This window comes from Xanthomonas sp. NCPPB 901 (assembly GCF_056725085.1).
In genome coordinates this window covers 4,012,046-4,038,006 of sequence record NZ_CM161511.1, presented here as the reverse complement: position 1 = coordinate 4,038,006, position 25,961 = coordinate 4,012,046, and the positions used below count along the sequence as shown (strand labels likewise).

Below are 25,961 nucleotides of genomic sequence, written 5' to 3'. Positions count from 1 at the left end.
TTGAGAATCATTATCATCTTCATGCACCCTGTGGATGGAGTTCGACCATGACCGCTCAACCCGTGCTGTTGCGTCACCCCGAAACCCTGAGCCTGCGCGAGCGTACGGCGCCGCGCGCGGTGCCTGCCGAAGAAACCATCAGCAGCCAGGCGCTGCTCAAGGGCCGCCGCGAAGTGCTGATCCAGCACGGCGACCGCGTGTATCGCCTGCGCCATACCAGCAACGACAAGCTGATCCTGACCAAGTAACGCCGTCCGGCCGCCGCGCGCGGCCGGCGTACCGCTCGACACTGCCGCCACCTGGCCGACGCCCTTGCGCGCCGGCCGCGGCCGCCTCGCAGTCGCGATCCTTCTCTCCCCCCTCGGCCAGGCGCGCGGCCTGCGCGCCGTGCCGGTCGAGGGTCTTGCGCGACCACCGATGCTCTCCATGTTCCGTACCGCTCCGCTGACCGGCGCGCTGTGGCTGGCCCTGACCGCCAGCGCGCATGCCGCTCCCGCATCCCCCGCCGACACCGACGCCGGTGCGGCGGCCGCCATCCGCGATTTCGATCGCCTGCAGGTCACCGCCACCCGCACCCAGCGGGCCATCGTCGACGTGCCCGGCAGCGTCGATGTGATCGACCGCGAACAGATGGACCGCACACTGGTCCACGACCTGAAGGATCTGCTGCGCTACACGCCCGGCGTCTCCGCCACCGGCAACAGCGGCCGCTTCAGCGGCATCGGCGGCATCCGCATCCGCGGCCTGGACGGCAACCGCGTGCTGATCCAGACCGACGGCATCCCGGTCTCGGACGGCTTCAGCTTCGGCAGCTACCTTAACGCCAACCGCAACTTCGTCGACATGGACACGCTCAAGCGCGTGGAGATCGTGCGCGGCCCGGCCAGCGCGCTGTACGGCTCCGATGCGCTCGGCGGCGTGGTCGCCTACGTCACCAAGGATCCGTCCGACTACCTGGCGCCGGGCAAGGACAGCTACGTCGGCCTGAAGTTCGGCTACGAGAGCGAGTGGAAGGGCCTGTTCGCCGGCGCGCTGGTCGCCTTCGGCGGCGCGCGCTGGAGCGGCATGGCCGCGCTCAGCCATCGCCAGGGCCAGGAAAGCGAGACCCAGGGCGACAACCGCAGCATCGGCGCGGCGCGCACCGCGCCCAACCCGCTCAACAGCGATGGCCGCAGCCTGCTCAGCAAGCTGGTCTACGCGCCCAGCGCGAACCAGCGCTTCAAGCTGACCGTGGAAGGCAACGAGTACTACGCCCGCATCGACGCGCTGAGCAACGTCACTGCCAGCATCCTGTCCCAGCGCGGCCGCGACCACCAGACCCGCGCCCGCGTCTCGCTGGCCCACGAGGCGGACCAGCTCGACACGCTGCTCGCCGACGACCTGCAGTGGCAGCTGTATCGCCAGGACAGCCAGAGCCTGCAGCGCACCGACGAACGCCGCAGCAACGGCACGCTGCGGCATATGGAGCACGACTTCGACCAGCGCCTGTACGGCCTGCAGGCCAATCTGCACAAGCGGGTGGACCAGGGCCGCGTCGTGCACGACATCAGCTACGGCATCGACCTGTCGCACACCGACACCCATGAGAAGCGCGACGGCCACACGCTGAACCTGCGCACCGGGGCGATCAGCAAGACCGTGGGCATGGAGACCTTCCCGGTTCGCGATTTCCCGGTCACCGAGACGATCAAGGCCGGTGCCTACCTGCAGGACGAGATCGCGCTGGCCGACGGCCGCTTCCGCCTGATCCCGGCCCTGCGTGCCGATTACTACCGGTTGTCGCCGCAGGTCGACGCGATCTTCGCCACCGACAATCCCGGCGTGGTGGCGAAGAAGATCAGCGACCGCAACGTCTCGCCCAAGCTGGGCGCGATCTGGCGCCTGGACGACGCCTGGTCGCTGTACGCCAACTATGCGCACGGCTTCCGCGCGCCGCCCTACAACGACGTCAATATCGGCTTCACCAACCTGCTGATCGGCTACACCGCGATCGCCAATCCCGACCTGAAGCCGGAGACCAGCCGCGGTGCGGAGCTCGGCATGCGCTATGCCGGCCCCGCCGTCTACGCCGGCCTGAGCGCCTACCGCAACGCCTACCGCGACTTCATCGAGTCCTACCGCTTCGTCGGCTTCAACGCCGACGGCCTGATGCTGTACCAGTCGCGCAACGTGGATCGGGTCGTCATCCGCGGCGTGGAGGCCAAGGCCGGCATCGACATCGGCGCGCTCGATGCGCGCTGGGCCGGTTGGTCGCTGCAGGCCAGCGCCGCCTATGCGCGCGGCGACAACCGCACCGACGGCACGCCGCTCAATTCGGTGGATCCGCTGCGCGGCGTGCTCGGGCTGGGCTACGACCGCAGCACCTGGGGCGCGCAACTGGTCGCCACCGCGGTGGCGAAGAAGCGCCGCCCGGAACTGCCGACCTACTACACGCCGGCCGGCTACGCGACGCTGGACCTGCTCGCGCACTGGCGCTTCACCGAAGGCGCGCGGCTCGACGTGGGCGTGTTCAACCTGGCCGACCGCCGCTACATCGACTGGAACATGCTGCCCGGCGCGACCCTGGCCAGCAGCGCCGTGCTCGACCGCTATACCGGCGCCGGGCGCAACGTCTCGGTCAGCCTGGCGCTGGACTGGTAGCGGCGCATGCGCACCGCCGCGCCAGCGCGTACCGGCCCGGAGCGGATCGCCGCCACCGCGCCGCTGCCGCGCCCGGCGCAGCTGGCCGCGCTGGGCACCGTGCTGTGCCTGTACCGCGCCCGCACCGGCGCCGAACTGATCGGCTGGCGCCATGCCCGCAGCGTGGCCGCGCACCTGGACGTGGACAGCGACGGGGTGCTGGAGAGCCTGCGCTTCTACGATTGCCAACAGCAGTGCTGCTGGCGCCTGTACCTGCTGCCGGACAGCGATTTCGTCGCCTGGGACACGCTGTTGTCGGCCTTGCCCGCGGCGCAGGATGCCGCCGACGGCGGCGTCGCCGAGCGGCTGTGGCGGCGCGTCGCCGGCCGCCTGCGCGGCGATGGCTGGCAGGCACGGGCGCTGCGCCTGCACGCGGCCGATGGCGTGCTGGCGGCCAGCGTGGCCGGCGTGTCGCCGCTCGGCGCCAGCATCGCCCGGCGCATCGCGCGCCTGGAGGCGGCCGAAGGCGATGTGCTGGTCGACGATTGCTGCTGCGCCCGCGCCGGGCGCCCTGCGCCGCGCCCCGATCCCGACCGGCCGTGGCCGCTGCTGCGGTTGTGAGCGGCCGATGGCGGTTCCCCGTTTCCCATCAACAACAACTACACCCTTTTCGATGATGAAAGCCCCTCCGCTGTTGTTTGCCCTGCTGCTTGCCGGCAGTCTTCCCGCCCACGCCGAGAACGCCGATCCGGCGCGCGACCGCGCCAGCATCCTGGCGATGCAGGGCGAGTACACGGTGACGTTCGCCTTCGACGAGACCGTGCTGCTGCAACCCGGCTACGCGCGTGCCGCACCGCTGCGCAGCGGCGGCGACGAAGTGGTGATCGTGGTCGAGGACAGCCCGCGCAAGGTGGTGCTGCAGCATCTGCTGGTGGAGCCCAAGAGCGGCCACGTGACCAAGCACTGGCGCCAGGACTGGATCTACGAGGCGCCGCAGCGCTTCGAGTTCAGTGCCGACCAGACCTGGCAGGTGCGCCCGCTCGATGCGGCGGCCACCCGCGGCGCCTGGACCCAGTGCGTGTACGAGGTCAGCGACGCGCCGCGCTACTGCGGCACCGGGCGCTGGGACTACGCCGACGGCCATCCGACCTGGACCAGCGACCTGACCTGGCGGCCGCTGCCGCGCCGCGAGTACACCAAGCGCAGCGACTACAACGCGCTGGCGGCGATCAACCGGCACACGCTGACCCCGGCCGGCTGGACTCACGAACAGTTCAACACCAAGGTGCTGCGCAAGCCCGACGGCAGCCAGCAGGCGATCGCCCGCGAGTTCGGCTTCAACGACTACGTCAAGACCCAACAGGTCGACTTCGCGCCGGCCTATGCCTACTGGAAGGCCACCCAAGGCTATTGGGCGAAGGTGCGCGCGCGCTGGGACCGGTTCCTCGGCACGCCGCCGGGCGTGCACCTGAAGACCAAGGTCGATGGCATGGCGATGATCGTGCCGCTGTTCGAACAGGCCGAGGCGGTGCAGGCCGGCAAGCCGGTCGGCGATGCGCAACTCGATGCGGTGTTCGCGCAGTGGGTGGAGCCGGCCGCGGCCGCGCGCTGAGCGCAGCGCCGCCGTCGCGACACCGCCAGGGTGGGAAGGCGGCCGGGATGGCGCCTTCCCTTTTGGGCGTTCGTCGATGCGCAGCGGGGAGCGGCCGGTGCCGGCCGGTGGCGGAGGTGGCCCGCGCCGCTCAGCGCTGCATGCCCCAGCGACGCACGGTGAGCCGTTCCAGGACGCGGAAGCCGGCGCCTTCCACCAGCAGGCCGAGCAGGATCACCATCGCCAGCCCGGCGAAGACGCGGTCGGTGTAGAGCTCGTTGCGATTCTGGAAGATGTACCATCCCAGGCCGCCCTGGCCGGAGGTGGCGCCGAACACCAGTTCGGCGGCGATCAGCGTGCGCCAGGCGAAGGCCCAGGCGATCTTCAGGCCGGACAGGATCGCCGGCAGCGCGGCCGGGACCAGGATCGCGACCACGTAGCGCAGGCCGTGCAGGCCGTAGTTGCGCGCGGCCATGCGCAGCGTCTCCGGCACGCCCTGGAAACCGGCGTAGGTGTTCAGCGCCAGCGGCCACAGCACCGCGTGCACCAGCACGAACACCAGGCTGCCGTTGCCCAGGCCGAACCACAACAGGGCCAGCGGCAGCAGGGCGATCGCCGGCAGCGGATTGAACATCGCCGTCAGCGTGCTCAGCAGGTCGCGGCCGATCCGGGTCGAGACCGCCAGCGCGGTCAGGCCGAACGCCAGGGCCACGCCGAGCGCATAGCCTTGCGCGAGCATGCGCAGCGAGGCGCCGACCCGGCCCAGCAATTCGCCCGTCCACAGCCCGTCGGCGAAGGCGCGCGCGGTCTGCAGGAAGCTCGGCAGCAGCAGGTCGTCGTCGAGCCAGCGCGCCGCCGCTTCCCACAGCGCCGCCAGCACGACCAGCACCAGCGCCTGGCGCAGCCAGTCCGGGAACTGCCGGCGTCGCGCCACGGTCGCCGGCGCGGCGGCGGCGTAGGGCAACACCGGGTTCTCGTACTCGGCGCGGATCGGCGGCCGCAGCGGCGCGGCGGCGCTCATGGCGTGGCCTCGCGTACGCCCGCGCGCCGGCGCAGCGGCGCCACGTTGCTGGCAGCCGCGGCTGTCTCGGCCTCGGTCTCGACCCCGTCTTCGCTGGCGCCGGGCGGGTCGAACAGCAGCCGGTGGATGCGCTGGGCGGCGTGCTGGAACGCCGGGCTGCCGACGCTGGCGGGACCGAAGCCATGGCTGTTGAGTTCGGCGCGCACCTGGCCCGGATGCGCCGACAGCAGCACGATGCGGCTGCCGACCAGCAAGGCCTCCTCGATCGAGTGGGTCACGAACAGCAAGGTGAAGCGGGCCTCGTCCCACAACTCCAGCACCTCCTGCTGCATGCGCTGGCGGGTCAGCGCGTCGAGCGCAGCGAACGGCTCGTCCATCAGCAGCACGCGCGGCTGCATCGCCAGCGCCCGCGCGATCGCCACGCGCTGCTTCATGCCACCGGACAAGGTGTGCGGGTAGGCATCGGCGAACGCCGACAACCCGACCTTGTGCAGGAAATGATCGGCGCGCTCGCCCGCCTCGCGCCGCCCCAGCTTGCGCGCCGCGCGCAGGCCGAAGGCGACGTTCTGGCGGACCGTCTTCCACGGCGCCAACTGGTCGAATTCCTGGAACACCACCACCCGGTCCGGTCCCGGGGCGCGCAGCACCTGCCCGTCCAGGCGGATCTGTCCCTCGCTGGGCGCGACGAAACCGGCGATGGCCTTGAGCAGGGTCGACTTGCCACAACCCGACGGGCCGAGCAGCACCAGGCGGTCGGCGGCGTACACGTCGAAGCTGACCTGATGCGTGGCGCGGACCACGCGCGCTCCGCTGGCGTAGTCCAGGCTGACCCGCTCGAGCTGCAGCAACGGCGCCGGCGTCAAGGCGAAGGGATTCATCTCAGCTGCCTCCGGCCACTTGCGCGCTGTCGAAGAAATAATCCTTGACCGCAGTCGGCGCCTGCTTGATCGCGCCGATCCGGGACAGGAACTGGCCGAGCTTGAGCGTGTTCTGCGGCGCGGTCTTGAACTGCACCTTCGGGTCCTTGAGGATGCGCAGCACCAGCGCGCGGTCGATCTTGCCGCCATTGCGGCGCACGAACAGGTCCGCCGCCTGTTCCGGCTGGCGCTGCACGAAGACCGCCGCCTCGGCCAGCGCGGCGACGAAGGCCTGGTAGGTCTTGGGATTGTCGCGGCGGAACTTCTCGGTGGCGTACAGCACCGTGGCCGAGGTCGGGCCGCCTTCGATCGCGTAGGAGTCGAGCACGATGTGCGCCTTCGGGTTGCGCGCCAGTTCCTGCTCCTGGAACGGCGGGCTGGCGAAGTGCGCGGTGATCTCGGTGCCGCCGCGGATGATCGCCGCGGCCGCGTCGGGATGCGGCAAGGCCACCTGCTGCGCGTCCAGCCGGTTGTAGGCGCGTTCGCCCCAGCGCTGCGCCGAGGCGTGCTGCAGCAGCCGCGACTGCACCGAGACGCCGACCGCCGGCACCGCGATGCGGTCGCGCGGGCCGAAATCGTCCAGGGTCTTGATCCGCGGATCGTTGCTGATCAGGTAGTAGGGAAAGTTGCCCAGCGAGGCCACGCCGCGCACGTTCTGGCGGCCGCGCGTGCGATCCCACAGCGTGAACAGCGGGCCGACGCCGGCGCCGGCCACGTCGATCGACCCGGACAGCAGCGCATCGTTGGCGGCCGCGCCGCCGGACAACTGCACGGTCTCCACCGCGATGTCGATGCCGGCGGCCTTGCCGTGCTTCTCGATCAGCTTCTGCTCCTGCGCCACGTCCAGCAGCAGGTAGACGATGCCGTATTGCTTGGCGATGCGCAGCCGGCCTTCGGCCTGCGCGGGCTGGGTATGCAGCAGCGCGACGGCGAGCAGCGCGGCGGCGAACCAGCGTAGCCGCCGCGCTGCAGCGGCGGACGGTGCGGCAGGCGGGAAAGCGGGCGAATCGAAAGCGGTCATGCGTCGTTCCAGGGCGGGAGAGGGCTACGCTGGCGGACGGCGGCGGATGCGCCGCGCGGAGGGGCCTGGCTCAGAACGGCACGTCGCCCTCGATGGTGGTGCGGTGCAGGCGCCGGCGCAGGTGGTCCGGGGTGCCGCCGGCCAGGTGGGTGACCGAGCGGTTGTCCCAGAACACCATGTCGTGCGCCTGCCAGCGATGCCGGTAGACCAGCGCATCGGCGCTGCTGTGCGCGAACAGCGCCTGCAGCAGGGCGTCGCTTTCGTCCTGCGGCAGGCCGACGATGCGGGTGGTGAAGTGCTCGCTGACGAACAGCGCGCGGCGCCCGGTCTCGGGATGGGTGCGCACGATCGGATGGCGCACCGGCGGCACCTCGTCGATCTGCGCCTGGGTCAGCGGCGGCCGCCACGGATTGCGCTTGCGCAGGTCCTCGTACTTGGCCAGGTAGCTGTGCTCGGCCAGGCGCCCGTCGACCGCGCGCTGCAGCTCGGGCGGCAGCGTGTCCCAGGCCAGGTGCTGGTTGGCGAACAAGGTATCGCCGCCCTCGGCGGGCAACTCCTGCGCCAGCAGCATCGAGCCCAGGCTCGGGGTCGGCTTGTACGACAGGTCCGAATGCCAGTAGTGGCCGGCATCGCCCAGCCCGATCGGCTGGCCGTGCTCCTTGATGTTGGACACCACCAGCACTTCCGGGTGGTCGCGCAGCTGGAACTGGCGCAGCACATGGATCTGCAGCGGGCCGAAGCGGCGGCTGAAGGCCACCTGCTGCGCCGGGGTGATGCGCTGGTCGCGGAACACCAGCACGTGGTAGTGCAGGTGCGCGCGATGCAGCAGCGCGAACGTGGCCGCGTCCAGCGGCTGGGTCAGGTCCAGCCCCAGCACCTGCGCGCCCAGCGGCGCGGCGAACGGTTCGATGCGGACCGCCGGCGCCGCGGCGGTGGCCGGCCGTGTTGCGATGGATGCGCGCGCCATGCTGCGGTCTCGTCTGCGAAGGATGCGACGCCACGGCTCCGGCATGCGGCGTCCATGCCCACTGTAGGCCGCACCCGGCGCGCGCCGAAGCAACGATTCGGATGGTGCTTATACGCAACCGGCATATGCGTGGTGCCGGGATTGGGGATTGGGGATTGGGGATTGGGGATTCGGGATTCGGGATTCGGGATTGGGCGTTCGTCGTGGTTCGCCGATCGCCGTTGGCGGTGCGCGCCGCCGATGGTTGCACGGCGACGCCCGCGTCTTGCAGCGGCCCGGTGTGCCGGGCCGCCGTGTGCTCAGTTCTCGCGCAAGGCCAGTGCCGGCGGTGTACGCAGGATGCGGCGGGTGCCCGACCAGCCGGCGAGCAGGCTCAGCGCCACGCCGCCGAGGCCGCCGAGCAGCAGCGCCGGCCACGGCGGCGACAGCGCGAGGTCGAAGGCCTGCCTGGCCACCACCACGCCGATGATCGCCGCAGCGCCGACCGCCAGGAGCGCCGCGAGCAGGCCGAGCACGCCGAACTCCACCAGCACCGCGCCGCGCAGTTGCCCGCGCCGCGCGCCCAGCGTGCGCAGCACCGCGCTGTCGTAGCGGCGCTCGCCGGCGGTGGCCTGCAACGCCGCCAGCAACACCAGCGCGCCGGCCAGCAGGCTGAAGCCCATCACCAGTTGCACCGCCTGGGCGACCCGGTCGATGACCTCGCGCACGCGCTGCAGGATCGCGTCGATGTCCAGCAGCGACACGTTCGGATAGGCGCGGCTGAGACCGCTCAGCTGCGCGGCCGAGGCGCGCGGCAGGTGGAAGGCGGAGATCAGGTTGTACGGCGCATCCTGCACCGCGCCGGCGTTGAGCAGCAGGAAGAAGTTGACCCGGAACGAATCCCAGTCGGCCTTGCGCAGGCTGGTCACGGTGAAGCTGCGTTGCTGGTCGCCGAGCAGCAGGGTGATGCGGTCGCCGAGCTTGAGCCCGTAGCGCTGCGCCCAGCCTTCCTCCACCGAAGCTTCGGCGGCGGTGCTGTCGGCGGCCCAGAAGCGTCCGGACAGCAGCCGGTTGGCGGCGGGGAACGTGTGCCGCCAGGAGAAGTTGATCGGCCGGTCGCTGCCGTCGCCGTCGTCGTCCGGGCCCTGCTCGCGGCGCTGCGGCGGCTTGCCGTTGATCGCCACCAGCTTGCCGGTACTGAACGGTTCCACCGCCGCGTCGGCGACGCCCAGCGTGCGCAGGGTGCTCAGCACCTGCTCGGCCTGGTCGGGCTGGATGTTCATCAGGAAGTAGTTCGGCGTGTCCGCCGGCAGCCGGTCGCGCCACTGCCCGAGCAGGCCGGGGCCGATCACCGCCAGCAACAGCAGCGCGCACAACGACAGCGACAGACCCACCAGCTGCACCACGCTCAGCGCACGGCGCCGGGTCAGCGCCGCCAGGCCCAGCTTCCACGGTCCGCGCAGGCGTCCCTGCAGCCGCCGCAACACCGCCAACAGCACGCCGCCGACCGCCGCGGCCAGCGCCGCCAGCAGGGTCAGGCCGCCCAGCACCCAGGCCGCCAGCACGCCGTCGCCGGTGGCGTAGACCGCCAGCACTACGGTGGCGACCAGCGCCGCGGCGTAGACCAGCAGCGAGGTCGGCGGCAGCGCGGCGAAACTGCGGTTGAGCACGCGCATCGGCGGCACGTCGCGCAGGCGCAGCAGTGGCGGCAGGCCGAAGCCGAGCAGCAGCAACAGGCCGATGCCGGCGCCGGCCAGCGCCGGAGTCGCCTGCGGCAGCGGCAGGCGGTTGGGAATCAGGCTGCCCAGCGCCTCGACCAGGCCGACCTGGGCCAGCATGCCCAGGCCCACGCCGAGCGCGCAGGCCGGGATCGCCAGCAGCAGCAACTGCAGGGCCAGCGCGCCGAGGATGTCGCGCTGGCGCGCGCCCAGACAACGCAGGACCGCGACCTGGTCGATGCGACGCAGGGCGAAGCGGTTGGCGGCCAGCGCGGTGGCGACGCCGGCCAGCAGCACCGCCAGCAACGCGGCCAGGGCCAGGAAGCGTCCGGCGCGGTCGAAGGCGCCGCGCACGCCGCGCTGGGTGTCCTCGATGCCGACCAGGCGGAACGCCTTGGCGCGCGGTGCCAGCCACTCGCGCAGGGCGGCGATCTCGCCGGGCGCGCCGGCGAACATCAGCCGGTAGGAGGCACGGCTGCCGGGGCCGAGCAGGCCGGCGGCATCGACGTCGGCGCGGTTGACCAGCAGCGGCGGCGACAACTGCATCAGCTCGCCGGAGGCATCCGGCTCGGCGCGCAGCACCCGGGTCACGCGCAGCGTGCCGGCGCCGAATTCCAGCGCATCGCCGAGCTTCAGGCCCAGGGCCTCGAGCAGGCGTGGATCGGCATAGGCCTCGCCGCGCGGCGGCGGTCCGGCGCGTTCGCTGCCGGCGCCGACGGTGTCGCGGGCGACCAGCAGCTCGCCGCGCAGCGGGTAGCCGGCGCCCACCGCCTTGATGTTGGCCATCTGGCTGGCGTCGCCGTGGAACAGCACGCTGGGGAAACTGACCAGGCGCGTGCTGCGCAGGCCGCGGCGCTGCGCTTCCTCGGCGAAGGCGGCAGGGATGTCCTGGCGTCCGGTCACGCCGAGGTCGCCGCCGATCACCTCGGCGGCGCTGCCGGTCAGCGCCAGGGTCACCCGGTCGACCAGGGTGCCGACCGCGGTCATTACGGCCACGCCCAGCACCAGCGCGGCGAACACGGTCAGCAGGTCGCCGGCGAACAGTTCGCGGCGCAGCGCGCGCGCGGCGTGGCGCAGCACGTTCATGCGGCATCCGCCGCGTCGGCCACGCGCAGGCGGCCGCCGTCGAGCCGGTAGCGGTGTTCGCAGCGCTGCGCCAGGCGCATGTCGTGGGTGACCAGCACCAGGGTGGTATCGCTGCCGGCGTTGAGCGCGAACAGCAGGTCGCTGATCTGTTGCCCGGTGGCCTGGTCGAGGCTGCCGGTGGGTTCGTCGGCGAACAGGATCCGCGGCCGCGCCACGAACGCGCGCGCCAGCGCCACGCGTTGCTGTTCGCCGCCGGACAGTTGCCGCGGGTAGTGCCGCGCACGCGCGCTCAGCCCGACCGCCTCCAGCACCTCGCGTACCCGCGCCGGATCCTCGCGCCCGGCCAGTTCCAGCGGCAATGCGACGTTTTCCGCCGCGGTCAGCGACGGCAGCAGGTGGAAGCTCTGGAACACGAAGCCGACCTCGCGCGCGCGCAGCGCGGCGCGGGCTTCCTCGTCCAGCGTATTGAGCGACTGCCCGGCCAGCACGATCTCGCCGCGCGTGGGCAGGTCCAGGCCGGCCAGCAGACCGAGCAGGGTGGTCTTGCCGGACCCGGACGCGCCGACGATGGCGACGCTGTCGCCTTCACCGATGGTCAATCCGACCTTGTCGAGAATGTGAACCGTACCCTCCGGTCCGTTGACGGATTTGCCGACATCGCGCACGTCGATGGCGATGCCGGCGCGAAGCGTGGGGGCCTGACTGTCGATAAGGGGATCTCCGGATGCGTGGCGACGAGACGAGAAGCAAGCGGGCCTGGACGCGCCGCGCCTGGCTGCTGCTGGCATGGTGGGTGCTGCTGCCCGCCATCGCCTGTGCCAAAGGTGCGACGGGGCCGGTGCTGGTGCTCGGCGACAGCCTCAGCGCGGCGCACAACATCCCGCTGCAGTCCGGCTGGGTGGCCTTGCTGGACAAGCGCCTGCAGCAACAGATGCGGGCGCCGCCGGCGGTGGTCAATGCCAGCATCAGCGGCGAGACCTCCTCCGGCGCGCTGACCCGCCTGCCGGCGCTGCTGCAGAAGCATCGGCCATCGGTGGTGGTCATCGAACTGGGCGGCAACGACGCGTTGCGCGGGCTGAGCCCGGCCGAACTACGCGGCAACCTGGAGAAGATGATCGTGCTCAGCCGTGACGCCGGCGCGAAGGTGCTGTTGCTGGGCATCGATGTGCCGCCGAACTACGGACCGGGCTACCGGCAGCGCCTGCGCGCGGTCTATGCGGACCTGGCGAAGCAGTACCGGACCGGCCTGCTGCCGTTCCTGCTGGAGGGCGTGGCGCTGAACCCGGCACTGATGCAGAGCGACGGCCTACACCCCACCGCCGCGGCCCAGCCCAAGGTGCTGGACAACGTCTGGCCGCAGCTCAAGCCGTTGATCGCGCAGTAGTTTTTTTCAGGGTCAGGCACATGAAGCGGTCTTCACGCCGCCACCACCGCCCATCCGGCATGTTTCACAAAGCTGAAGACTGAGGAAGCGTTATGCGTCAGACCAAGGAAACATCCGGGCTCGTGCTGGTCGTGGAAGACAACCGCAATATTTCCGAGATGATCGGCGAGTATCTGGAAGGCCGTGGGTTCGAAGTGGATTACGCCTGCGATGGCCTGGATGGCTACCGCCTGGCGGCGGAAAACAGCTACGACGTGGTGGTGCTGGACCTGATGCTGCCGCGCCTGGACGGCATCGAAGTGTGCCGGCGCCTGCGCAACGATGCGCGCAAGTCCACCCCGGTGCTGATGCTGACCGCGCGCGACACGCTGGACGACAAGCTCACCGGCCTGGGCTTCGGCGCCGACGACTACCTGACCAAGCCATTCGCGATCCAGGAACTGGAAGCGCGCCTGCGCGCGCTGATCCGTCGCGAGCGCCGCCAGGTCGGCTCGGAAGTGCTGAAGGTGGCCGACCTGGTGCTGGACCCGGTGAGCATGCGCGCCACCCGTGCCGGCACCGAACTGCAGCTGTCGCCGATCGGCCTGCGCCTGCTGACCATCCTGATGCGCGAATCGCCGCGCGTGGTCACCCGCCAGGAGATCGAGCGCGAGATCTGGGGCAACGGCCTGCCCGACTCGGACACCCTGCGCAGCCATCTCTACAACCTGCGCAAGATCATCGACAAGCCGTTCGACCGTCCGCTGCTGCACACCGTGCAGAGTGCCGGCTACCGCATCGCCGACATCGCCCAGCCGATGAGCTGAGCCGCGCCCGATCGTGGACACCGGAGCGGCTCCGCTGAGCGGGGCCGCTTGCACGAAAGACTCACGATCGGCCTTCCTATAATCGCGGCAACGATCACGGATGCCGTATGCCGCACGGGTTGCCGCGTAAACTCCGCCTTGCCCTGATCGCCCGCATCGTGTTTGCGGGCTGCGTGGTCACGCTTGCCAGTTATCTGGTGGTGGCGATCGTGCAGCATTCGCTGGTCGGCTCGATCCTGCAGCAGGAGGCGCGCTACTACTGGCGCCTGCGTGCGCAGCTGCCGCAACAGCCGCCACCCAACAGCCATAGCCTGCGCGGCTATCTGGTGCCGGCCGGGCAATCCGATGCGACGTTGCCCGCCGACTTGCGCGGGCTGGCCCCCGGCCTGCACGAGGACCGTCCCGGTGGCGAGATGGTACTGGTCGACCAGACCCAGGCCGGACGCCTGTACCTGGTGTTCCTGCGCGCGCCGGCGCAACGACTGGCGTTCTGGTTCGGCGTGGTGCCGACCCTGCTGACCCTGATCGCGGTGCTGGTGGTGGCCTGGCTGACCTGGCGGGTGTCGCGGCGCCTGCTGTCGCCGATGAACTGGCTGGCGCGGCGGGTCTCGCGCTGGGATCCGCGGCACCCGGCCGCCGCCGAACTGGCCCCGGAGAACCTGCCGGCCGACGTGCAGGGCGAGGCGCGGCAGCTGGCCGCCGCCCTGCACGCGCTGGCCCTGCGCGTCACCGACCACGTCGCCCGCGAGCGCAACTTCACTCGCGATGCCAGCCACGAACTGCGCACCCCGCTGACGGTGATCCGCGTCGCCACCGACATCGCGATGACCGAGCAGGACCTGCCGCCGCGCCTGCACCGCAGCCTGCAGCGGATCCAGCGCGCCGGTCGCGACATGGAGGCGGTGATCGACGCCTTCCTGATCCTGGCGCGGGAAGCGGACGTGGTGCCGCAGAGCGAGACCTTCGAGGTCGCCGACGTGGTCGAGTACGAGGCCGAGAACGCGCGCGAGCTGCTGGTCGGCAAGCCGGTGACCCTGAGCGTGCGCGTGCTGGCCGCGGCGACGCTGCATGCGCCGCCGCGGGTGCTGCACGTGGTGGTCAGCAACCTGCTGCGCAATGCCTGCAGCTACACCGATACCGGGCGCATCGAGGTCGAGGTCGAGGCCGACTGCATCCGCATCCGCGACACCGGCATCGGCATGTCCCAGGAGGCGCTGCGGCACGCCTTCGAGCCGTTCTTCCGTGCCGAGCCGGAGCGCCCGCAGGGCACCGGGCTGGGCCTGTCGATCGTGCGCCGGTTGTGCGAGCGCTTTGGCTGGCAGGTGGCGCTGGAAAGCGCCGAGGGCGGCGGTATCGTCGCCACGGTGCGGTTCGTTCCGGCAACGTAAGCGCCGGCGCCGGGTGGGCGCTGCGTCTCCTGCGAAGGCCGGTGCGAAGGCAGGCGGCCGGGCGGCTGTCGACGCCGGGCAGGCGCCCGCGCATGGCCGGATTGTCCCGCGGCGCCTCGGCGCCGCTGCGCGGGGTCACGCCTTGGCGTGTGCGCCTTCCGCCTTCGGCGCGCTGATGCGCACCTTGTCGCCATCGGCCAGGCCGTCCGGCGGACTCTCGATCAGGCGGTCGCCGGCGGCCACGCCGGACCCCAGTTCCACGGTCTTGCCGTAGTCGCGCGCGATGGTCACCGGCTTGAAGACGACCGTGTCGTGCGCGTCGACCACCGCCACGCGCAGGTCCTTGTCGTCGAACACCAGCGCGCTGGCCGGTACCCGCAGCAGCGCGGCGTCGGCCGGAAGATCGAAACGGACGCTGGCGTAGCCGCCCGGCAGCAGCTTGCCGTCCTGGTTGTCCACGGCGACCTGGACCAGCGTGGTGCCGGAGGCGGCGTTGACCGCCCCCGATGCGCTGTCGACGACGCCGCTGAAGGTCTGCCCAGGGTATTCCGGCACCGTCAGCGTCACCCGGCTGCCTGTGTGCACCGATGGCGCATCGCTCTGCGGCACGTTCACGTACATGCGCAGCTTGCGCGTGTCCGAGACCACGAACAGTTCCTGGCCGCCGCCGGCGTTGATCAGCGCGCCGACGTCGGTCTCGCGCGCGGTGACGGTGCCGTCGAACGGCGCCACCAGTTTGGCGAAGCCCTTCAGCGCTTCGAGGCGTTCGAGATTGGCCTGTGCGGATTGGGCGAGGGCGCGCTTGGCGTCGTAGTCGCCGGTCTTCTCGTCCACGGCCTGCTTGGACACGACCTCGGTCTGGCCCATGGCCTGCCAGCGCCTGGCTGTGGTCTGCGCCAGCGCGGCGGTGACGCGCGCGTTGGCGAGGTCGGCCTTGGCCTGGAGCAACTGCTGATCCAGGTCGGGCGTCTGGATCTCGGCGAGCACATCGCCGGCCTTCACCTTGGCGCCGATGTCGGTCTTCCACCATTTCAGGTAGCCGCTGGTGCGGGCGAAGATCGGTGCGCGGGCATACGCCTCCAGGCGGCCGGGGAGGTTGAGGACCCCGCTGCCCTGGCTGGTGTCCGGGGCCACCACGGCCACCGTCGGTACCGCCTGGTCCTCGGTCCACGCGCGCAACCGGCGCGCGTCGCCGGCGCGGGTGGCGACCCCGGCGACGACGATGGCCAGGACCACGATCGAGGCGATGAGCGCGGCCAGGCGGAGCCGGCGCGGCGGGATGGGGGAGGACTGGTCAGGCAACATGCGGGGACGCTCCGGGGGCGTGCGCCGTCGGGGAGGACGGCTGGGAAGCACGGCGGTGGATGAGGCTGAAGACGATCGGCACGAAGAACAGCGTGCTCACTGTGGCGAAGATCAGGCCGCCGATGACGGCGCGGCCCAGCGGCGCGTTCTGTTCGCCGCCTTCGCCCATGCCCAGGGCCATCGGCGCCATGCCGATGATCATCGCCAGCGCGGTCATTAGCACCGGGCGGAAGCGGACGAAGCCGCCTTCCAGCGCCGCCTTCGCCGCGTCGCCATGCGCGGCGAGGCGCTCGCGGCAGAAGCTCACCACCAGGATCGAGTTGGCGGTGGCCACGCCCATGCACATGATGGCCCCGGTCAGCGCGGGAACCGACAGGCTGGTGTGCGTGGCGAACAGCATCCAGACGATGCCGGCGATCGCCGCGGGCAATGCGCTCACGATCACGAACGGATCGCTCCACGACTGGAAGTTCACCACGATCAGCAGGTAGATCAGCACGATCGCGCCGAGCAGGCCGAAGATCAGCCCGGAGAACGCCTTGTTCATCGTCTGCACCTGGCCGAGCAGGACCGTGCTGGAGCCCTTGGGCAGGAACTTCTGGTTGGCGTCGAGGATCTTCTGGATGTCGGCGGCGACCGCGCCGAGGTCGCGGTCCTGCGGGGAGGCGAAGATCTCCACCATCGAATTGATGTTGTATTGGCTGACCACCGCATCGCTCGCGGTCCGCGACAGCGTCGCCAGCCCGCCCAGACGCTGCGCGCCGTCCTGGCCCGTACTTGGGGTGATCGGCACGTTCTGCAGGTCGGGCAGGGTGTCGAGGCTGTACTGCGGCGTCTGCATCACGATGGGATAGGAGACGCCGTTCTGCGGATTCAGCCAGAACGTCGGGGCGATCTGGCTGGAACCGGCCAGGTTCACGCCCAGGCTGCTGGTCACGTCGCGCTCGGTGACGCCCACCTGTTGCGCAAGGCTGCGGTCCACGTTCACCGCGAAGCCGGGGCTGGCCTGCGACTGCTGGATGCGCGCGTCGGCCACGCCGGGAACGCGGCGGATCTCGCGCAGCAGGCGGTTGGCGTAGCCGAAGTTGGCGGCGAGGTTGGGGCCGCGGATCTGCAGGTCCACCGGCGCCGGCGCGCCGAAGTTCAGGATCTGGCTGATGATGTCGGCCGGCGGGAACGAGAACACCACGGAGGGGAATTGCCGCGGCAGGGTCTGGCGCAGCATGCGCACGTAGTCGGCGGTGGGCGCGTGGCCTTCGCTCAGCGCGATCTGGAGGTCGCCGTCCTGCGAGCCGATGGTGCCGGTGTTGTTGTAGGTGTTGTTGATGCCGGAGGACGACAGGCCGATGTTGTCGACCACGCTGGCCAGATCGTGCGGCGGAATGAGCCTGCGCACGGCGCCGGTCACGTCGGCGAACAGGTGCGCGGTCTCCTCCACGCGGGTGCCGACCGGGGCGCGCACGTGCATCAGGATCTGGCCCGAGTCCACCGACGGGAAGAAGTTGCGGCCGAGCATCGGCAGCAGCAGGAACGACAGCGCCACGCACAGCAGGAAGCCGGGCACGAACGCCGTGCGGTGCAGCAGCGCGGTTTCCAGCAGGGCGTAGTAGCCGGCGCGCAGCCGCTCGAAGCGCTTCTCGAAACCGCGCTGGAAGCGCACCAGCGGATTGCGCGACGGCGGCTGGCCATGGCCGTCGCCGTGCATGTCGGTATGCGGGGCGTGCGGACGCAGCAGGTACTTGGCCATGGTCGGCACCAGCGTGCGCGACAGCAGGAACGACGCGATCATCGCGAACATCACCGCCTCGGCCATCGGCACGAACAGGAAGCGCGCCACGCCTTCGAGGAAGAACATCGGCACGAACACGATGCAGATGCACAGCAGCGAGACGAAGGCGGGCGTCACGATCTGCGACGCGCCGTCCATGATCGCCGTCTCCACCGACTTGCCCTGCTCCAGGTGCCAGTTGATGTTCTCGATGGTCACCGTGGCATCGTCCACCAGGATGCCCACCGCGAGCGCCAGGCCGCCCAGGGTCATGATGTTCATCGTTTCGCCGACCGCCGACAGCGCGGCGATCGAGCCGAGGATCGCCAGCGGGATCGAGATGGCGATGATCAGCGTCGAGCGCCAGCTGCCCAGGAACAGCAGGATCATCAGGCTGGTGAGCGCCGCGGCGATCACCCCTTCGCGCGCCACGCCCTCGATCGCGCCGCTCACGAACAGCGACTGGTCGCCGATGGGAACGATCCGCAGGTCCGGCGGCAGGGCGTCCTTCATTGCCGCCACGCGCTCCTTGATGCCGGCGATGATCGCCAGCGTCGAGGCCGAGCCGTTCTTCATCACCGTCATCAGCACCGAGCGATTGCCGTTGACGTGCACGATGTTGGTCTGCGGCGGCGCGCCGTCGCGGACATGCGCCACGTCGCGGATGAACACCGTGGCGCCGTCGACCGTCTTCACCGGCAGGTCGCCGAGTTCCGCGATGTCCGATGGCGCGTTGTTGAGCTGCAGCGTGTATTCGTACTTGCCGATCTTCTGCGTTCCCACCGGCGTGATGAGGTTCTGCGCCGCCAGCGCGTTGGCCACGTCCTGCGCCGACAGGCCGCGCGCCTGCAGCGCCGACGGGTCGATGTCGATCTGGACCTGACGGGTCTTGCCGCCGAACGGGTACGGGATCGCCGCGCCGGCCACCGAGGTCAGCTGCGGGCGGATGATGTTGAGCCCGAGGTCGGCCAGGTTCTGCTCGGTGAGCCCTTTGCCGGACAGCGCCAACTGGATGATCGGCACCGTGGAGGCGTTGTAGTTGAGGATCAGCGGCGGCGTGGTGCCCTGCGGCAGCTGCCGCAGCATGGTCTGCGCGACGGCGGTGACCTGCGCGTTGGCGGTACGGATGTCGACGGTGGGCTGGAAAAAGATCTTGACGATGCCGAAGCCCTGGATCGAATTGGCCTCGATGTGCTCGACGTCGTTCACGGTGGTGGTGAGCACGCGTTCGAACGGCGAGGTGACGCGGCCGGCCATCTGGTCCGGCGGCAGACCGTTGTACTGCCACACCACGGCGATCACCGGGATCTTGATGTCCGGAAAGATGTCGGTGGGCGTGCGCAACGCGGCGAGCGGGCCTACGATCAGGATCAGCAGGGCCAGGACGACGAAGGTATACGGGCGCGTCAGTGCGATCCGGACGAGGCCAATCATGGAGAAGCGGTTCCCTGCGCGAATGTTGCGTCGCGGCAGATTTTGCCTCTGGACCGTTCCTGGGCGTCATTAAGATTTATTTAGATATCCCGGCCGTGGCCGCAAACGCTCCCTCGTTCAACGGCTTGGGCGCAGCCGCGGATGCGTGCGTGCGTGCGGGCGCCGCGTCGGCACGGGCGCTCGGTGTCAGGCCGGGCCGGGCGCGCCGCGGGCGAGCGGTGCCGAGGTGGCGGGCGGGCAGAGGATCGAGAACACCGCCCCGCGAGCGTCGCCGCCGACCTGCAGCACGAAGCCATGCAGGCGGACGATGGCGCTGACGATCGCCAGCCCCAGCCCGCAGCCGGGCTGGGAGCGGGTCTGGTCGGCGCGATAGAAGCGGCGAAAGATCGCCTGGCGCTCGTCGGGGGCGATGCCGGGTCCGGTATCGGCGACATCGATGCGGGCGTTGCCGTCCTGGTCGGTCGCTGCCAGCAGGCGGATCGTCCCGCCGTCGGGGGTGAACTTGATCGCATTGCCGACCATGTTGGCCAGCGCCTCGAACAGCAGGTGCGGATCGCCGTGCACGGCGGGCAGGGGCTGCAGCGCGAGTTCGAAGGCCTGCCCGCGGTCCTCGGCCAACGGCGCGTAGAACGCGTGGACGTCTCGCAGCAGTGCGTCCAGGTCGATCGCCGAGAAGCAGGCGCTGCGTTGCCGATCTTCCAGTTCCGACACGCGCAGCAGCGCGCGGAACCGGGTCAGCACGGTGTCGATTTCGCTCACGCATGCGTCCAGTTGCGCGCCTTCCGGGCGCTGCTCGAACTGCTGCTGCAGCCGGTGCAGGCGCGTGCGCATGCGCGTCAGCGGGGTGCGCAGGTCGTGGGCGATGTTGTCGGTGACGCCCTTGACCTCGCCGAGCAGGCGCTCGACCTCGTCCAGGGTCCTGTTCACGGTGGCCGCCAGCAGGTCCACCTCGTCGCCGCGCCGCGACACCGGCAGGCGCACGCTGAGGTCGCCGCGGTGGATGGGCTGCATGGCCTGCTGGATGGCACGGATGCGCCGCGCCGGGCCGCGCGCCAGGAGGATGCCGCCGAGCAGCCCCGGCAGCAGGGTCAGGGACAGTCCCCACAACAGGCCCCGGTAGATGATCGCGGTCAGCCCGTCGATCACGGTGCTGGCCTTCACCACCACCAGGCGGCGTCCGTCCGGCAGTTCCCTGGCGATGCCGCGGGCCTGGGTCAGGCTGCCGTTCCCGGCGCCGACCAGCCTGGCGTTGACCAGGCCGACGCTGCCGTCGCTGGCCACGTCCTTGGGGACCTCGGCGATATTGCCGGCGATGCGGCGCCCCTGCGGATCGAACAGGCCGACCCACATGAAGCCCTGGATGTCGATGGCGTTGGCTTCGCCCACCGTGTGGGCCAGGCGCCTGGGATCGGTGTTCTCCAGGTAATGGATGCGCGCGGTGAGCATCTGGTCGATCACGTGCGACAGGTAGCGCGTGGACTCCCATTGCACGATGCCGAGCAGCACGATGCACCAGATCGCGAACAGCGACCCGTAGATCAGGATCAGCCGCGTCGTGGCCGAGCGCCAGGCGTCACTCAGCGGGGGCAAGGACATATCCCGAGCCGCGCATCGTGCGGATGAGCGGTGGCTGGCCGTTGCCGTCGATCTTGCGGCGCAGGCGCCCGATATGGACATCGATCACGTTGGTGCCGGGGTCGAAATGGAAGCCCCAGACGTGTTCGAAGATCATCTGCCGGGTCACCACCTGGCCGGCGTTGCGCATCAGGAACTCGAGCAGGCGGAATTCGGTGGGCAGCAGGGCCAGCGGCTGGCCGGCGCGCAATGCGTTGTGGCGGACCAGGTCGAGTTCGAGGTCGGCCACGCGCAGGCGGGTTTCGGGCGTGGTGGCCGCGTTGCGATGGCGGCGCACCAGCACCTCGGCGCGCGCCACCAGTTCGTCGGGCGAGAACGGCTTGGTCAGGTAGTCGTCGCCGCCCGCGCGCAGGCCGCGCACGCGCTCGTCCACCTCCGAGAGCGCGCTGATCATCAGCACCGGCGTCTGTACCGCGCGCTTGCGCAGTTCGGAGACGACGTCGATGCCGTCCATGCCGGGCAGCAGGCGGTCGAGGGTGATGATGTCGTAGCCATCGGTCAGCGCGCGCTGCAGGCCATCGCGCCCGTCGGCGATCCAGTCGGTGCTGAAGCCATGCGCGCCGAGTTCCGCGACGATGTCGCGGGCGGTCACTTCGTCGTCTTCGATGACCAGGGCTCTGGGCATCCTCGCTTACTCCGTGCCGCGCACAGCGGCACGCGCTTGCCGACCGCCGCCGACCTTGCCGGCCGGCAGCCGCCGTTGCGCCGCGCGCGCGAGGCCGTTCATCGCCGGTCAGGGCGCCAGGTAAGGCCGCAGCGTGTCGCGCCACAGCGCGTAGCCGGCCGCGTTCATGTGCAACTTGTCCGGGCCGAACAACTCGGCGCGCGGCTGCCCGTCGGCGCCCAGCATCGGCGTGTACACATCGACGAACTGGACCTGCTTGAGGCCGGCGGCGGCCTTGCGGATCAGCGCGTTGGCCTCGGCCATCTTCGGCATCAGCGCCGCGCGCGACGGGCTGGGCTTGATCGACAGGTAGACGATGCGGGTCTTGGGCAGGTCACGGCGCACGCGGGTCACGAAGGCCACGAAGTCGTCGCGCACCTGCTGCGGGCTGCGGCCGCTGTTGAGATCGTTGTCGCCGGCGTAGAACACGATCAGGCGCGGCTTGTACGGCACCACGATGCGGTCGGCGTACCAGGTGCTGTCGCGGATCTCGGAACCGCCGAAGCCGCGGTTGAGCGTCTGCACGCCGGGAAAATCCGTGGCCAGCGAGGTCCAGAAGCGGATCGAGGAGCTGCCGACGAACAGCACGCCGCCGGGTTTGACCGGATGCGCGGCATCGTCCTTGGCGAAGCGCGCCATGTCCTCTTCCCAGGCGGCATTGGAGACCTGGTCGGGCACGCTGGGCGGCGGCGGCGGGACAATGGCCCGTGCCGGCGACAGGCCGAGCAGGGACAGGCTGAACAGACTTAGGGCGAGCAGCGGGGCGCGCAGCGGCGAACGGGACATGACGCCTCCTCCAAGCAAGGGGATCGGCGATGGTGCCGCAGGCGCCGCATGCAGGCAAATCCGCGGCGATACCGGCGATGCCGCGGGGCTTGTGGCAAAATTGCGGTCTAGCCCGCTGCGCCCTTGCCCATGACCGATTCCTTCCGGCCGTCGTCGTCGCGTCCCCATTGCACGGGGCGGGGCTGAGCCGTGGCCGACCAGTTCGGGCACCTGCCGCGCGGCCCGCGCCGCATGTTGATGGCGGCACGCTGGTCGTGGCAGGGGCTGCGCGCGGCCTGGCTGCACGAGTCCTCGTTCCGCCTGGAAGTGTGCCTGTTCCTGGTCCTGGCGCCGCTGGCGCTGTGGCTGGGGCAGGGGCCGGTGCAGCAGGTGCTGATGATCGGCTCGCTGCTGCTGGTGCTGGCGGTGGAGCTGCTCAATTCGGCGATCGAAGCGGTGATCGAGCGCTACGGCCCCGAGCATCACGAGCTGGCCGGCCGCGCCAAGGACATGGGCTCGGCCGCGGTCTTTGTGATGCTGGCCAACGTGGTGCTGTGCTGGGGCCTGATCCTGCTGCCGCGCGTGCTGTGATCGCCGCCCGTTTCTTCTTCTGTTAAAGGATCCAACCCCATGGCTCTCGAGTTTCTCGCCGACCCCAACACCTGGCTGACGCTGTTGACGCTGAGTGCGTTGGAGATCGTGCTGGGCATCGACAACCTGGTGTTCATCTCCATCGCGGTGGGCAAGCTGCCGGAAGCGCAGCGCCCGGCCGCGCGCAGGTTCGGCATCGCGGTGGCGTGCCTGACCCGCATCGCGCTGCTGGTGTCGCTGGCGTTCCTGGCGCGCATGCAGGGCGAGCTGTTCAGCGTCGCCGGCATGGGCATCTCGATCCGCGACCTGGTGCTGATCATCGGCGGCCTGTTCCTGCTGGTGAAGGGCACCATGGAGATCCGCGAGCTGATCACCGGCGGCGACGATGCCGATCCCACCACCAGCAAGGCCTCGGGCGTGTTCTGGATGGTGATCGCGCAGATCGCGGTGATCGACATCGTGTTCTCGCTGGATTCGGTGATCACCGCGGTGGGCATGGCCCAGCACATCCCGGTGATGATCGCCGCGGTGCTGCTGGCGGTGGCGGTGATGCTGCTGGCGGCCAATCCGCTGGGCCGCTTCATCGACGCCAACCCGACGGTGAAGATGCTGGCGCTGGCCTTCATCCTGATGATCGGCGTGGTGCTGATCCTGGACGGCCTGGACGTGCACGTGCCCAAGCCCTACATCTACGCGGCGATGGGCTTCTCGGTGCTGGTGGAGTGGCTGAACCTGCTGATGCGCCGGCGCGCGGCCGCGCACCAGGTGCCCGGCGCCGGGAAGTGGTGAGCCGCCGCTGAGGCTGGCTGCGTTTTCACCGGTGGCGTGGCAAGCTGCGCCCAGTCACCCGCCGGAGTCATCGCATGCGCCTGTTGTCCCGCTCCCTGTTCCTGGCCGCGCTGGCCGTGTTGCTGTCCGGCTGCGGCTACAACGCCATCCAGCAGAAGGACCAGGCGGTCAAGGCCGGCTGGTCGGAAGTGCTGAACCAGTACAAGCGCCGCGCCGACCTGGTGCCGAACCTGGTCAACACGGTCAAGGGCTATGCCGACCAGGAGCGGCAGGTACTGACCGACGTGACCAACGCCCGCGCCCGCGTCGGCCAGGTGCAGGTCAACGCCGACGACGCCGCCTCGCTGCAGCAGTTCCAGCAGGCCCAGGGCCAGCTCTCCAGCGCGCTGTCGCGGCTGCTGGTGGTCAGCGAGAACTACCCGAACCTGAAATCCGACCAGGCCTTCCGCGACCTGCAGGCGCAGCTGGAAGGCACCGAAAACCGCATCACCGTGGCGCGCGGCCGCTACATCCAGGCGGTGCAGGACTACAACACCTACATCCTGTCGTTCCCGCAGGTGATCACCGCCAAGCTGTTCGGCTACAAGGAAAAGCCCAACTTCTCGGTGGAGAACGAGGCGCAGATCTCCGAGGCGCCGGCGGTGAACTTCGGCGGCCAGCCGGCGCCCGCGCCGCGGCAGACGCAACCACCGGCGCCGGCGCAGTAAGCGCCGCCGCAGGCCGGCCCGACCGTGCGTTTCACCTCCGTGGCGGCTGAAGGCGCTGCCGCAGCGACGGCGTCGTGCTGCCTCGCCCGCCTTGCGCGTGGCCGGCGGCATGCCTGCGTGTGGCTGCTGCTGTTGGCACTGCTGCCCTGGCTGGCCTGGGCGCAGGCCGCCGAAGCGCCGATCCCGCCACTGGATGCGCCGGTGGTCGACACCACCGGCACGCTGACGCCGAACCAGCGTCTGGAACTGGACCGGCAGGCGGTGCAGTTGCAGCAGCGCAAGGGCAGCCAGTTGCAGGTGTTGGTGGTGCCCAGCACCGCCCCGGAGAGCATCGAGCAGTACACCCAGCGCGTGTTCGACCAGTGGAAGCTCGGCCGCAAGGGCGTGGACGACGGCGTGCTGCTGGTGGTGGCCAAGGACGACCGGCGCGTGCGCATCCAGCCTGGCTATGGTTTGGAAGGCGCGATTCCCGACGCCACCGCCAACCGCATCATCCAGGAGTACCTGGTGCCGCGCTTCCGCGCCGGCGATTACAGCGGCGGTATCGCCGAGGCGACCGCGATGCTGGTCAAGCTGATCGACGGCGAGGCGCTGCCGGCCCCGGTCAGTGCGCATGCCCCGGCGTCGCGCGGCGGCGGTCTGGGATTCGGATTCTTCGCCGGTCTGTTCGCGGCGCTGGTCGCGCAGGTGCTGTTCGCGCGGCTGTCGCGCCCGGTGCGCGGCGTGCTGAGCGGGGTGGTCGGCGGTGGCGTCGGCCTGGTGCTGAGCCTGTCGCTGCTCGTCGGTGCGCTGACCGGTGCGATCGGCCTGATCCTGGGCCTGTTCGTCGGGATTTCGCCGGGCCGCTCGGCCGGCGGTGGCGGATGGGGCGGTGGAGGGTGGGGCGGCGGCGGCTTCGGCGGTGGCTGGGGCGGCGGTGGCGGCAGTTGGGGGGGCGGTGGAGGTGGCGGCTTCGGCGGAGGCGGCTGGGGTGGAGGCGGTGGCAGTTCCGGAGGCGGCGGCGCCTCGGGGAGCTGGTGATGCGCCTGCTCCGGCACCTGTTCGCGCCCTCGGCGCAGCGGCTGTTCCCGGCGGCCAGCCTGGAGCGCATCGGCGCGGCGATCGCCGCGGGCGAGCGGCTGCATCGCGGGCAGGTGATGTTTGCGGTGGAATCGGGCCTGGCGCCGGCGCAGGTGCTGCGCGGCATGGCGCCGCGGTTGCGTGCCGAACAGGCCTTCGCGCAGTTGCGCACCTGGGACACCGAAGCCAACAACGGCGTGCTGATCTACCTGCTGCTGGCCGACCACCATATCGAGATCGTGGCCGACCGCGGTCTGCACGGGCGCGTGGACGCGGCGCAGTGGCGCCAGGTCTGCGCACTGATCGAGCGCGACATGCGCGCGGGCCAGCCTGAGCAGGCGGTGATCGCCGGCGTCGGCGCGGTCTCGGCGCTGCTGGCCGCGCACTTCCCGGCGCAGCCGGGACAGCAGGGCGAGAACGAGCTGCCGAACCTGCCGCAGGTGCTGGATTGAGGTAAGCGGCGACGCTGGGTTCGCCTGGCCGGCAGATGGGATGCAGCGTCTTGCCGAGGTCGAGGCTGTGGACACCGGAGGCGCTGCTCCCGCATCGGTGCGATGCGGTGGCGTTGTGGGAGGGACTTCAGTCCCGACGCGAGCGTGCTGGGTTGGGGCCTGATGGCAGTGCGCGTCGCGGCTGAAGCCGCTCCCACATTGGGGCAATGGCCGCTCCTGCATTGGCGCGATGCGGTGGCGTTGTGGGAGGGACTTCAGTCCCGACGCGATAGGGCCGGGTTGGGGCCTGATGGCG

At 70.5% G+C, this 25,961-nt stretch carries 23 protein-coding genes; 12 read left to right on the top strand and 11 right to left on the bottom strand.

Annotation, left to right across the window (positions count from 1 at the left end):
* Positions 1 to 47 precede the first annotated feature (47 nt).
* The 4 genes from hemP (at position 48) to AC1PME_RS17135 (ending at position 4,231) form a co-directional block, all read left to right on the top strand.
* Positions 48 to 248: a hemin uptake protein HemP gene (hemP, locus tag AC1PME_RS17150; RefSeq protein WP_254459064.1), complete on the top strand. Its 201-nt coding sequence runs from the start codon at positions 48 to 50 to the stop codon at positions 246 to 248.
* Between the two features lie 178 nt (positions 249 to 426).
* On the top strand, positions 427 to 2,640 hold the full coding sequence (locus tag AC1PME_RS17145; RefSeq protein ID WP_481096505.1) for a TonB-dependent hemoglobin/transferrin/lactoferrin family receptor: 2,214 nt from the start codon (positions 427 to 429) through the stop codon (positions 2,638 to 2,640).
* A gap of 6 nt (positions 2,641 to 2,646) precedes the next feature.
* Positions 2,647 to 3,240 (top strand): Hemin transport protein, encoded by a 594-nt coding sequence (locus AC1PME_RS17140; RefSeq protein WP_254459062.1) that lies wholly within the window; start codon positions 2,647 to 2,649, stop codon positions 3,238 to 3,240.
* 52 nt (positions 3,241 to 3,292) lie between these two features.
* The gene (locus AC1PME_RS17135; protein WP_481096504.1) at positions 3,293 to 4,231 is read left to right on the top strand and encodes a DUF6607 family protein; all 939 of its coding nucleotides are present in this window, start codon (positions 3,293 to 3,295) and stop codon (positions 4,229 to 4,231) included.
* A gap of 130 nt (positions 4,232 to 4,361) precedes the next feature.
* Here the strand turns inward: AC1PME_RS17135 and AC1PME_RS17130 are convergent, their stop codons facing one another.
* From AC1PME_RS17130 to AC1PME_RS17105, 6 genes are all read right to left on the bottom strand, one after another.
* Positions 4,362 to 5,231: an ABC transporter permease gene (locus tag AC1PME_RS17130; RefSeq protein ID WP_254459060.1), complete on the bottom strand. Its 870-nt coding sequence runs from the start codon at positions 5,229 to 5,231 to the stop codon at positions 4,362 to 4,364.
* A complete protein-coding gene (locus AC1PME_RS17125; RefSeq protein WP_481096503.1) occupies positions 5,228 to 6,109 on the bottom strand; it encodes an ABC transporter ATP-binding protein in 882 nt (293 codons plus the stop codon). Before AC1PME_RS17125 ends, AC1PME_RS17130 begins: the two co-directional genes overlap by 4 nt.
* Before the next feature lies 1 nt (position 6,110).
* Complete coding sequence (locus AC1PME_RS17120) at positions 6,111 to 7,169, bottom strand: ABC transporter substrate-binding protein (protein WP_481096502.1); 1,059 nt, start codon at positions 7,167 to 7,169, stop codon at positions 6,111 to 6,113.
* A gap of 70 nt (positions 7,170 to 7,239) precedes the next feature.
* Positions 7,240 to 8,136, bottom strand: a complete 897-nt coding sequence (locus AC1PME_RS17115) for a TauD/TfdA dioxygenase family protein (protein WP_481096501.1) — start codon at positions 8,134 to 8,136, stop codon at positions 7,240 to 7,242.
* A gap of 299 nt (positions 8,137 to 8,435) precedes the next feature.
* Positions 8,436 to 10,919: an ABC transporter permease gene (locus AC1PME_RS17110; protein WP_481096500.1), complete on the bottom strand. Its 2,484-nt coding sequence runs from the start codon at positions 10,917 to 10,919 to the stop codon at positions 8,436 to 8,438.
* The gene (locus AC1PME_RS17105; RefSeq protein WP_481096499.1) at positions 10,916 to 11,518 is read right to left on the bottom strand and encodes an ABC transporter ATP-binding protein; all 603 of its coding nucleotides are present in this window, start codon (positions 11,516 to 11,518) and stop codon (positions 10,916 to 10,918) included. The genes AC1PME_RS17110 and AC1PME_RS17105 overlap by 4 nt, the downstream gene beginning before the upstream one ends.
* A 125-nt stretch (positions 11,519 to 11,643) precedes the next feature.
* Here AC1PME_RS17105 and AC1PME_RS17100 point away from each other — a divergent pair, with 125 nt between their 5' ends.
* The 3 genes from AC1PME_RS17100 to AC1PME_RS17090 all read left to right on the top strand — a co-directional run bounded on the left by AC1PME_RS17100 (position 11,644) and on the right by AC1PME_RS17090 (position 14,497).
* Positions 11,644 to 12,303: an arylesterase gene (locus tag AC1PME_RS17100; protein WP_307552257.1), complete on the top strand. Its 660-nt coding sequence runs from the start codon at positions 11,644 to 11,646 to the stop codon at positions 12,301 to 12,303.
* Between the two features lie 92 nt (positions 12,304 to 12,395).
* Positions 12,396 to 13,109: a response regulator transcription factor gene (locus tag AC1PME_RS17095; protein WP_003481607.1), complete on the top strand. Its 714-nt coding sequence runs from the start codon at positions 12,396 to 12,398 to the stop codon at positions 13,107 to 13,109.
* Between the two features lie 107 nt (positions 13,110 to 13,216).
* Positions 13,217 to 14,497 (top strand): sensor histidine kinase, encoded by a 1,281-nt coding sequence (locus AC1PME_RS17090; RefSeq protein WP_254459052.1) that lies wholly within the window; start codon positions 13,217 to 13,219, stop codon positions 14,495 to 14,497.
* A gap of 135 nt (positions 14,498 to 14,632) precedes the next feature.
* Here the strand turns inward: AC1PME_RS17090 and AC1PME_RS17085 are convergent, their stop codons facing one another.
* From AC1PME_RS17085 to AC1PME_RS17065, 5 genes are all read right to left on the bottom strand, one after another.
* The gene (locus AC1PME_RS17085) at positions 14,633 to 15,802 is read right to left on the bottom strand and encodes an efflux RND transporter periplasmic adaptor subunit (RefSeq protein WP_481096498.1); all 1,170 of its coding nucleotides are present in this window, start codon (positions 15,800 to 15,802) and stop codon (positions 14,633 to 14,635) included.
* The gene (locus tag AC1PME_RS17080) at positions 15,792 to 19,004 is read right to left on the bottom strand and encodes an efflux RND transporter permease subunit (RefSeq protein WP_481096497.1); all 3,213 of its coding nucleotides are present in this window, start codon (positions 19,002 to 19,004) and stop codon (positions 15,792 to 15,794) included. Before AC1PME_RS17080 ends, AC1PME_RS17085 begins: the two co-directional genes overlap by 11 nt.
* A 186-nt stretch (positions 19,005 to 19,190) precedes the next feature.
* The gene (locus tag AC1PME_RS17075; protein ID WP_481096496.1) at positions 19,191 to 20,600 is read right to left on the bottom strand and encodes a sensor histidine kinase; all 1,410 of its coding nucleotides are present in this window, start codon (positions 20,598 to 20,600) and stop codon (positions 19,191 to 19,193) included.
* Positions 20,578 to 21,264: a response regulator transcription factor gene (locus AC1PME_RS17070; protein WP_254459048.1), complete on the bottom strand. Its 687-nt coding sequence runs from the start codon at positions 21,262 to 21,264 to the stop codon at positions 20,578 to 20,580. Before AC1PME_RS17070 ends, AC1PME_RS17075 begins: the two co-directional genes overlap by 23 nt.
* 108 nt (positions 21,265 to 21,372) lie before the next feature.
* Entirely contained in the window at positions 21,373 to 22,089 is a 717-nt protein-coding gene (locus tag AC1PME_RS17065) for an SGNH/GDSL hydrolase family protein (protein ID WP_307552225.1), read from the bottom strand.
* 189 nt (positions 22,090 to 22,278) lie between these two features.
* Between AC1PME_RS17065 and AC1PME_RS17060 the strand changes: the two genes are divergently transcribed.
* The 5 genes from AC1PME_RS17060 to AC1PME_RS17040 all read left to right on the top strand — a co-directional run bounded on the left by AC1PME_RS17060 (position 22,279) and on the right by AC1PME_RS17040 (position 25,666).
* Positions 22,279 to 22,659 (top strand): diacylglycerol kinase, encoded by a 381-nt coding sequence (locus AC1PME_RS17060; protein ID WP_254459046.1) that lies wholly within the window; start codon positions 22,279 to 22,281, stop codon positions 22,657 to 22,659.
* Between the two features lie 39 nt (positions 22,660 to 22,698).
* Positions 22,699 to 23,448: a TerC family protein gene (locus tag AC1PME_RS17055; RefSeq protein ID WP_254459045.1), complete on the top strand. Its 750-nt coding sequence runs from the start codon at positions 22,699 to 22,701 to the stop codon at positions 23,446 to 23,448.
* A 74-nt stretch (positions 23,449 to 23,522) separates the two neighbouring features.
* Positions 23,523 to 24,155, top strand: a complete 633-nt coding sequence (locus AC1PME_RS17050) for a LemA family protein (protein ID WP_307552222.1) — start codon at positions 23,523 to 23,525, stop codon at positions 24,153 to 24,155.
* A 117-nt stretch (positions 24,156 to 24,272) separates the two neighbouring features.
* On the top strand, positions 24,273 to 25,175 hold the full coding sequence (locus AC1PME_RS17045; RefSeq protein WP_307552220.1) for a TPM domain-containing protein: 903 nt from the start codon (positions 24,273 to 24,275) through the stop codon (positions 25,173 to 25,175).
* Entirely contained in the window at positions 25,175 to 25,666 is a 492-nt protein-coding gene (locus AC1PME_RS17040) for a TPM domain-containing protein (RefSeq protein WP_254459042.1), read from the top strand. The genes AC1PME_RS17045 and AC1PME_RS17040 overlap by 1 nt, the downstream gene beginning before the upstream one ends.
* Positions 25,667 to 25,961 lie beyond the last annotated feature (295 nt).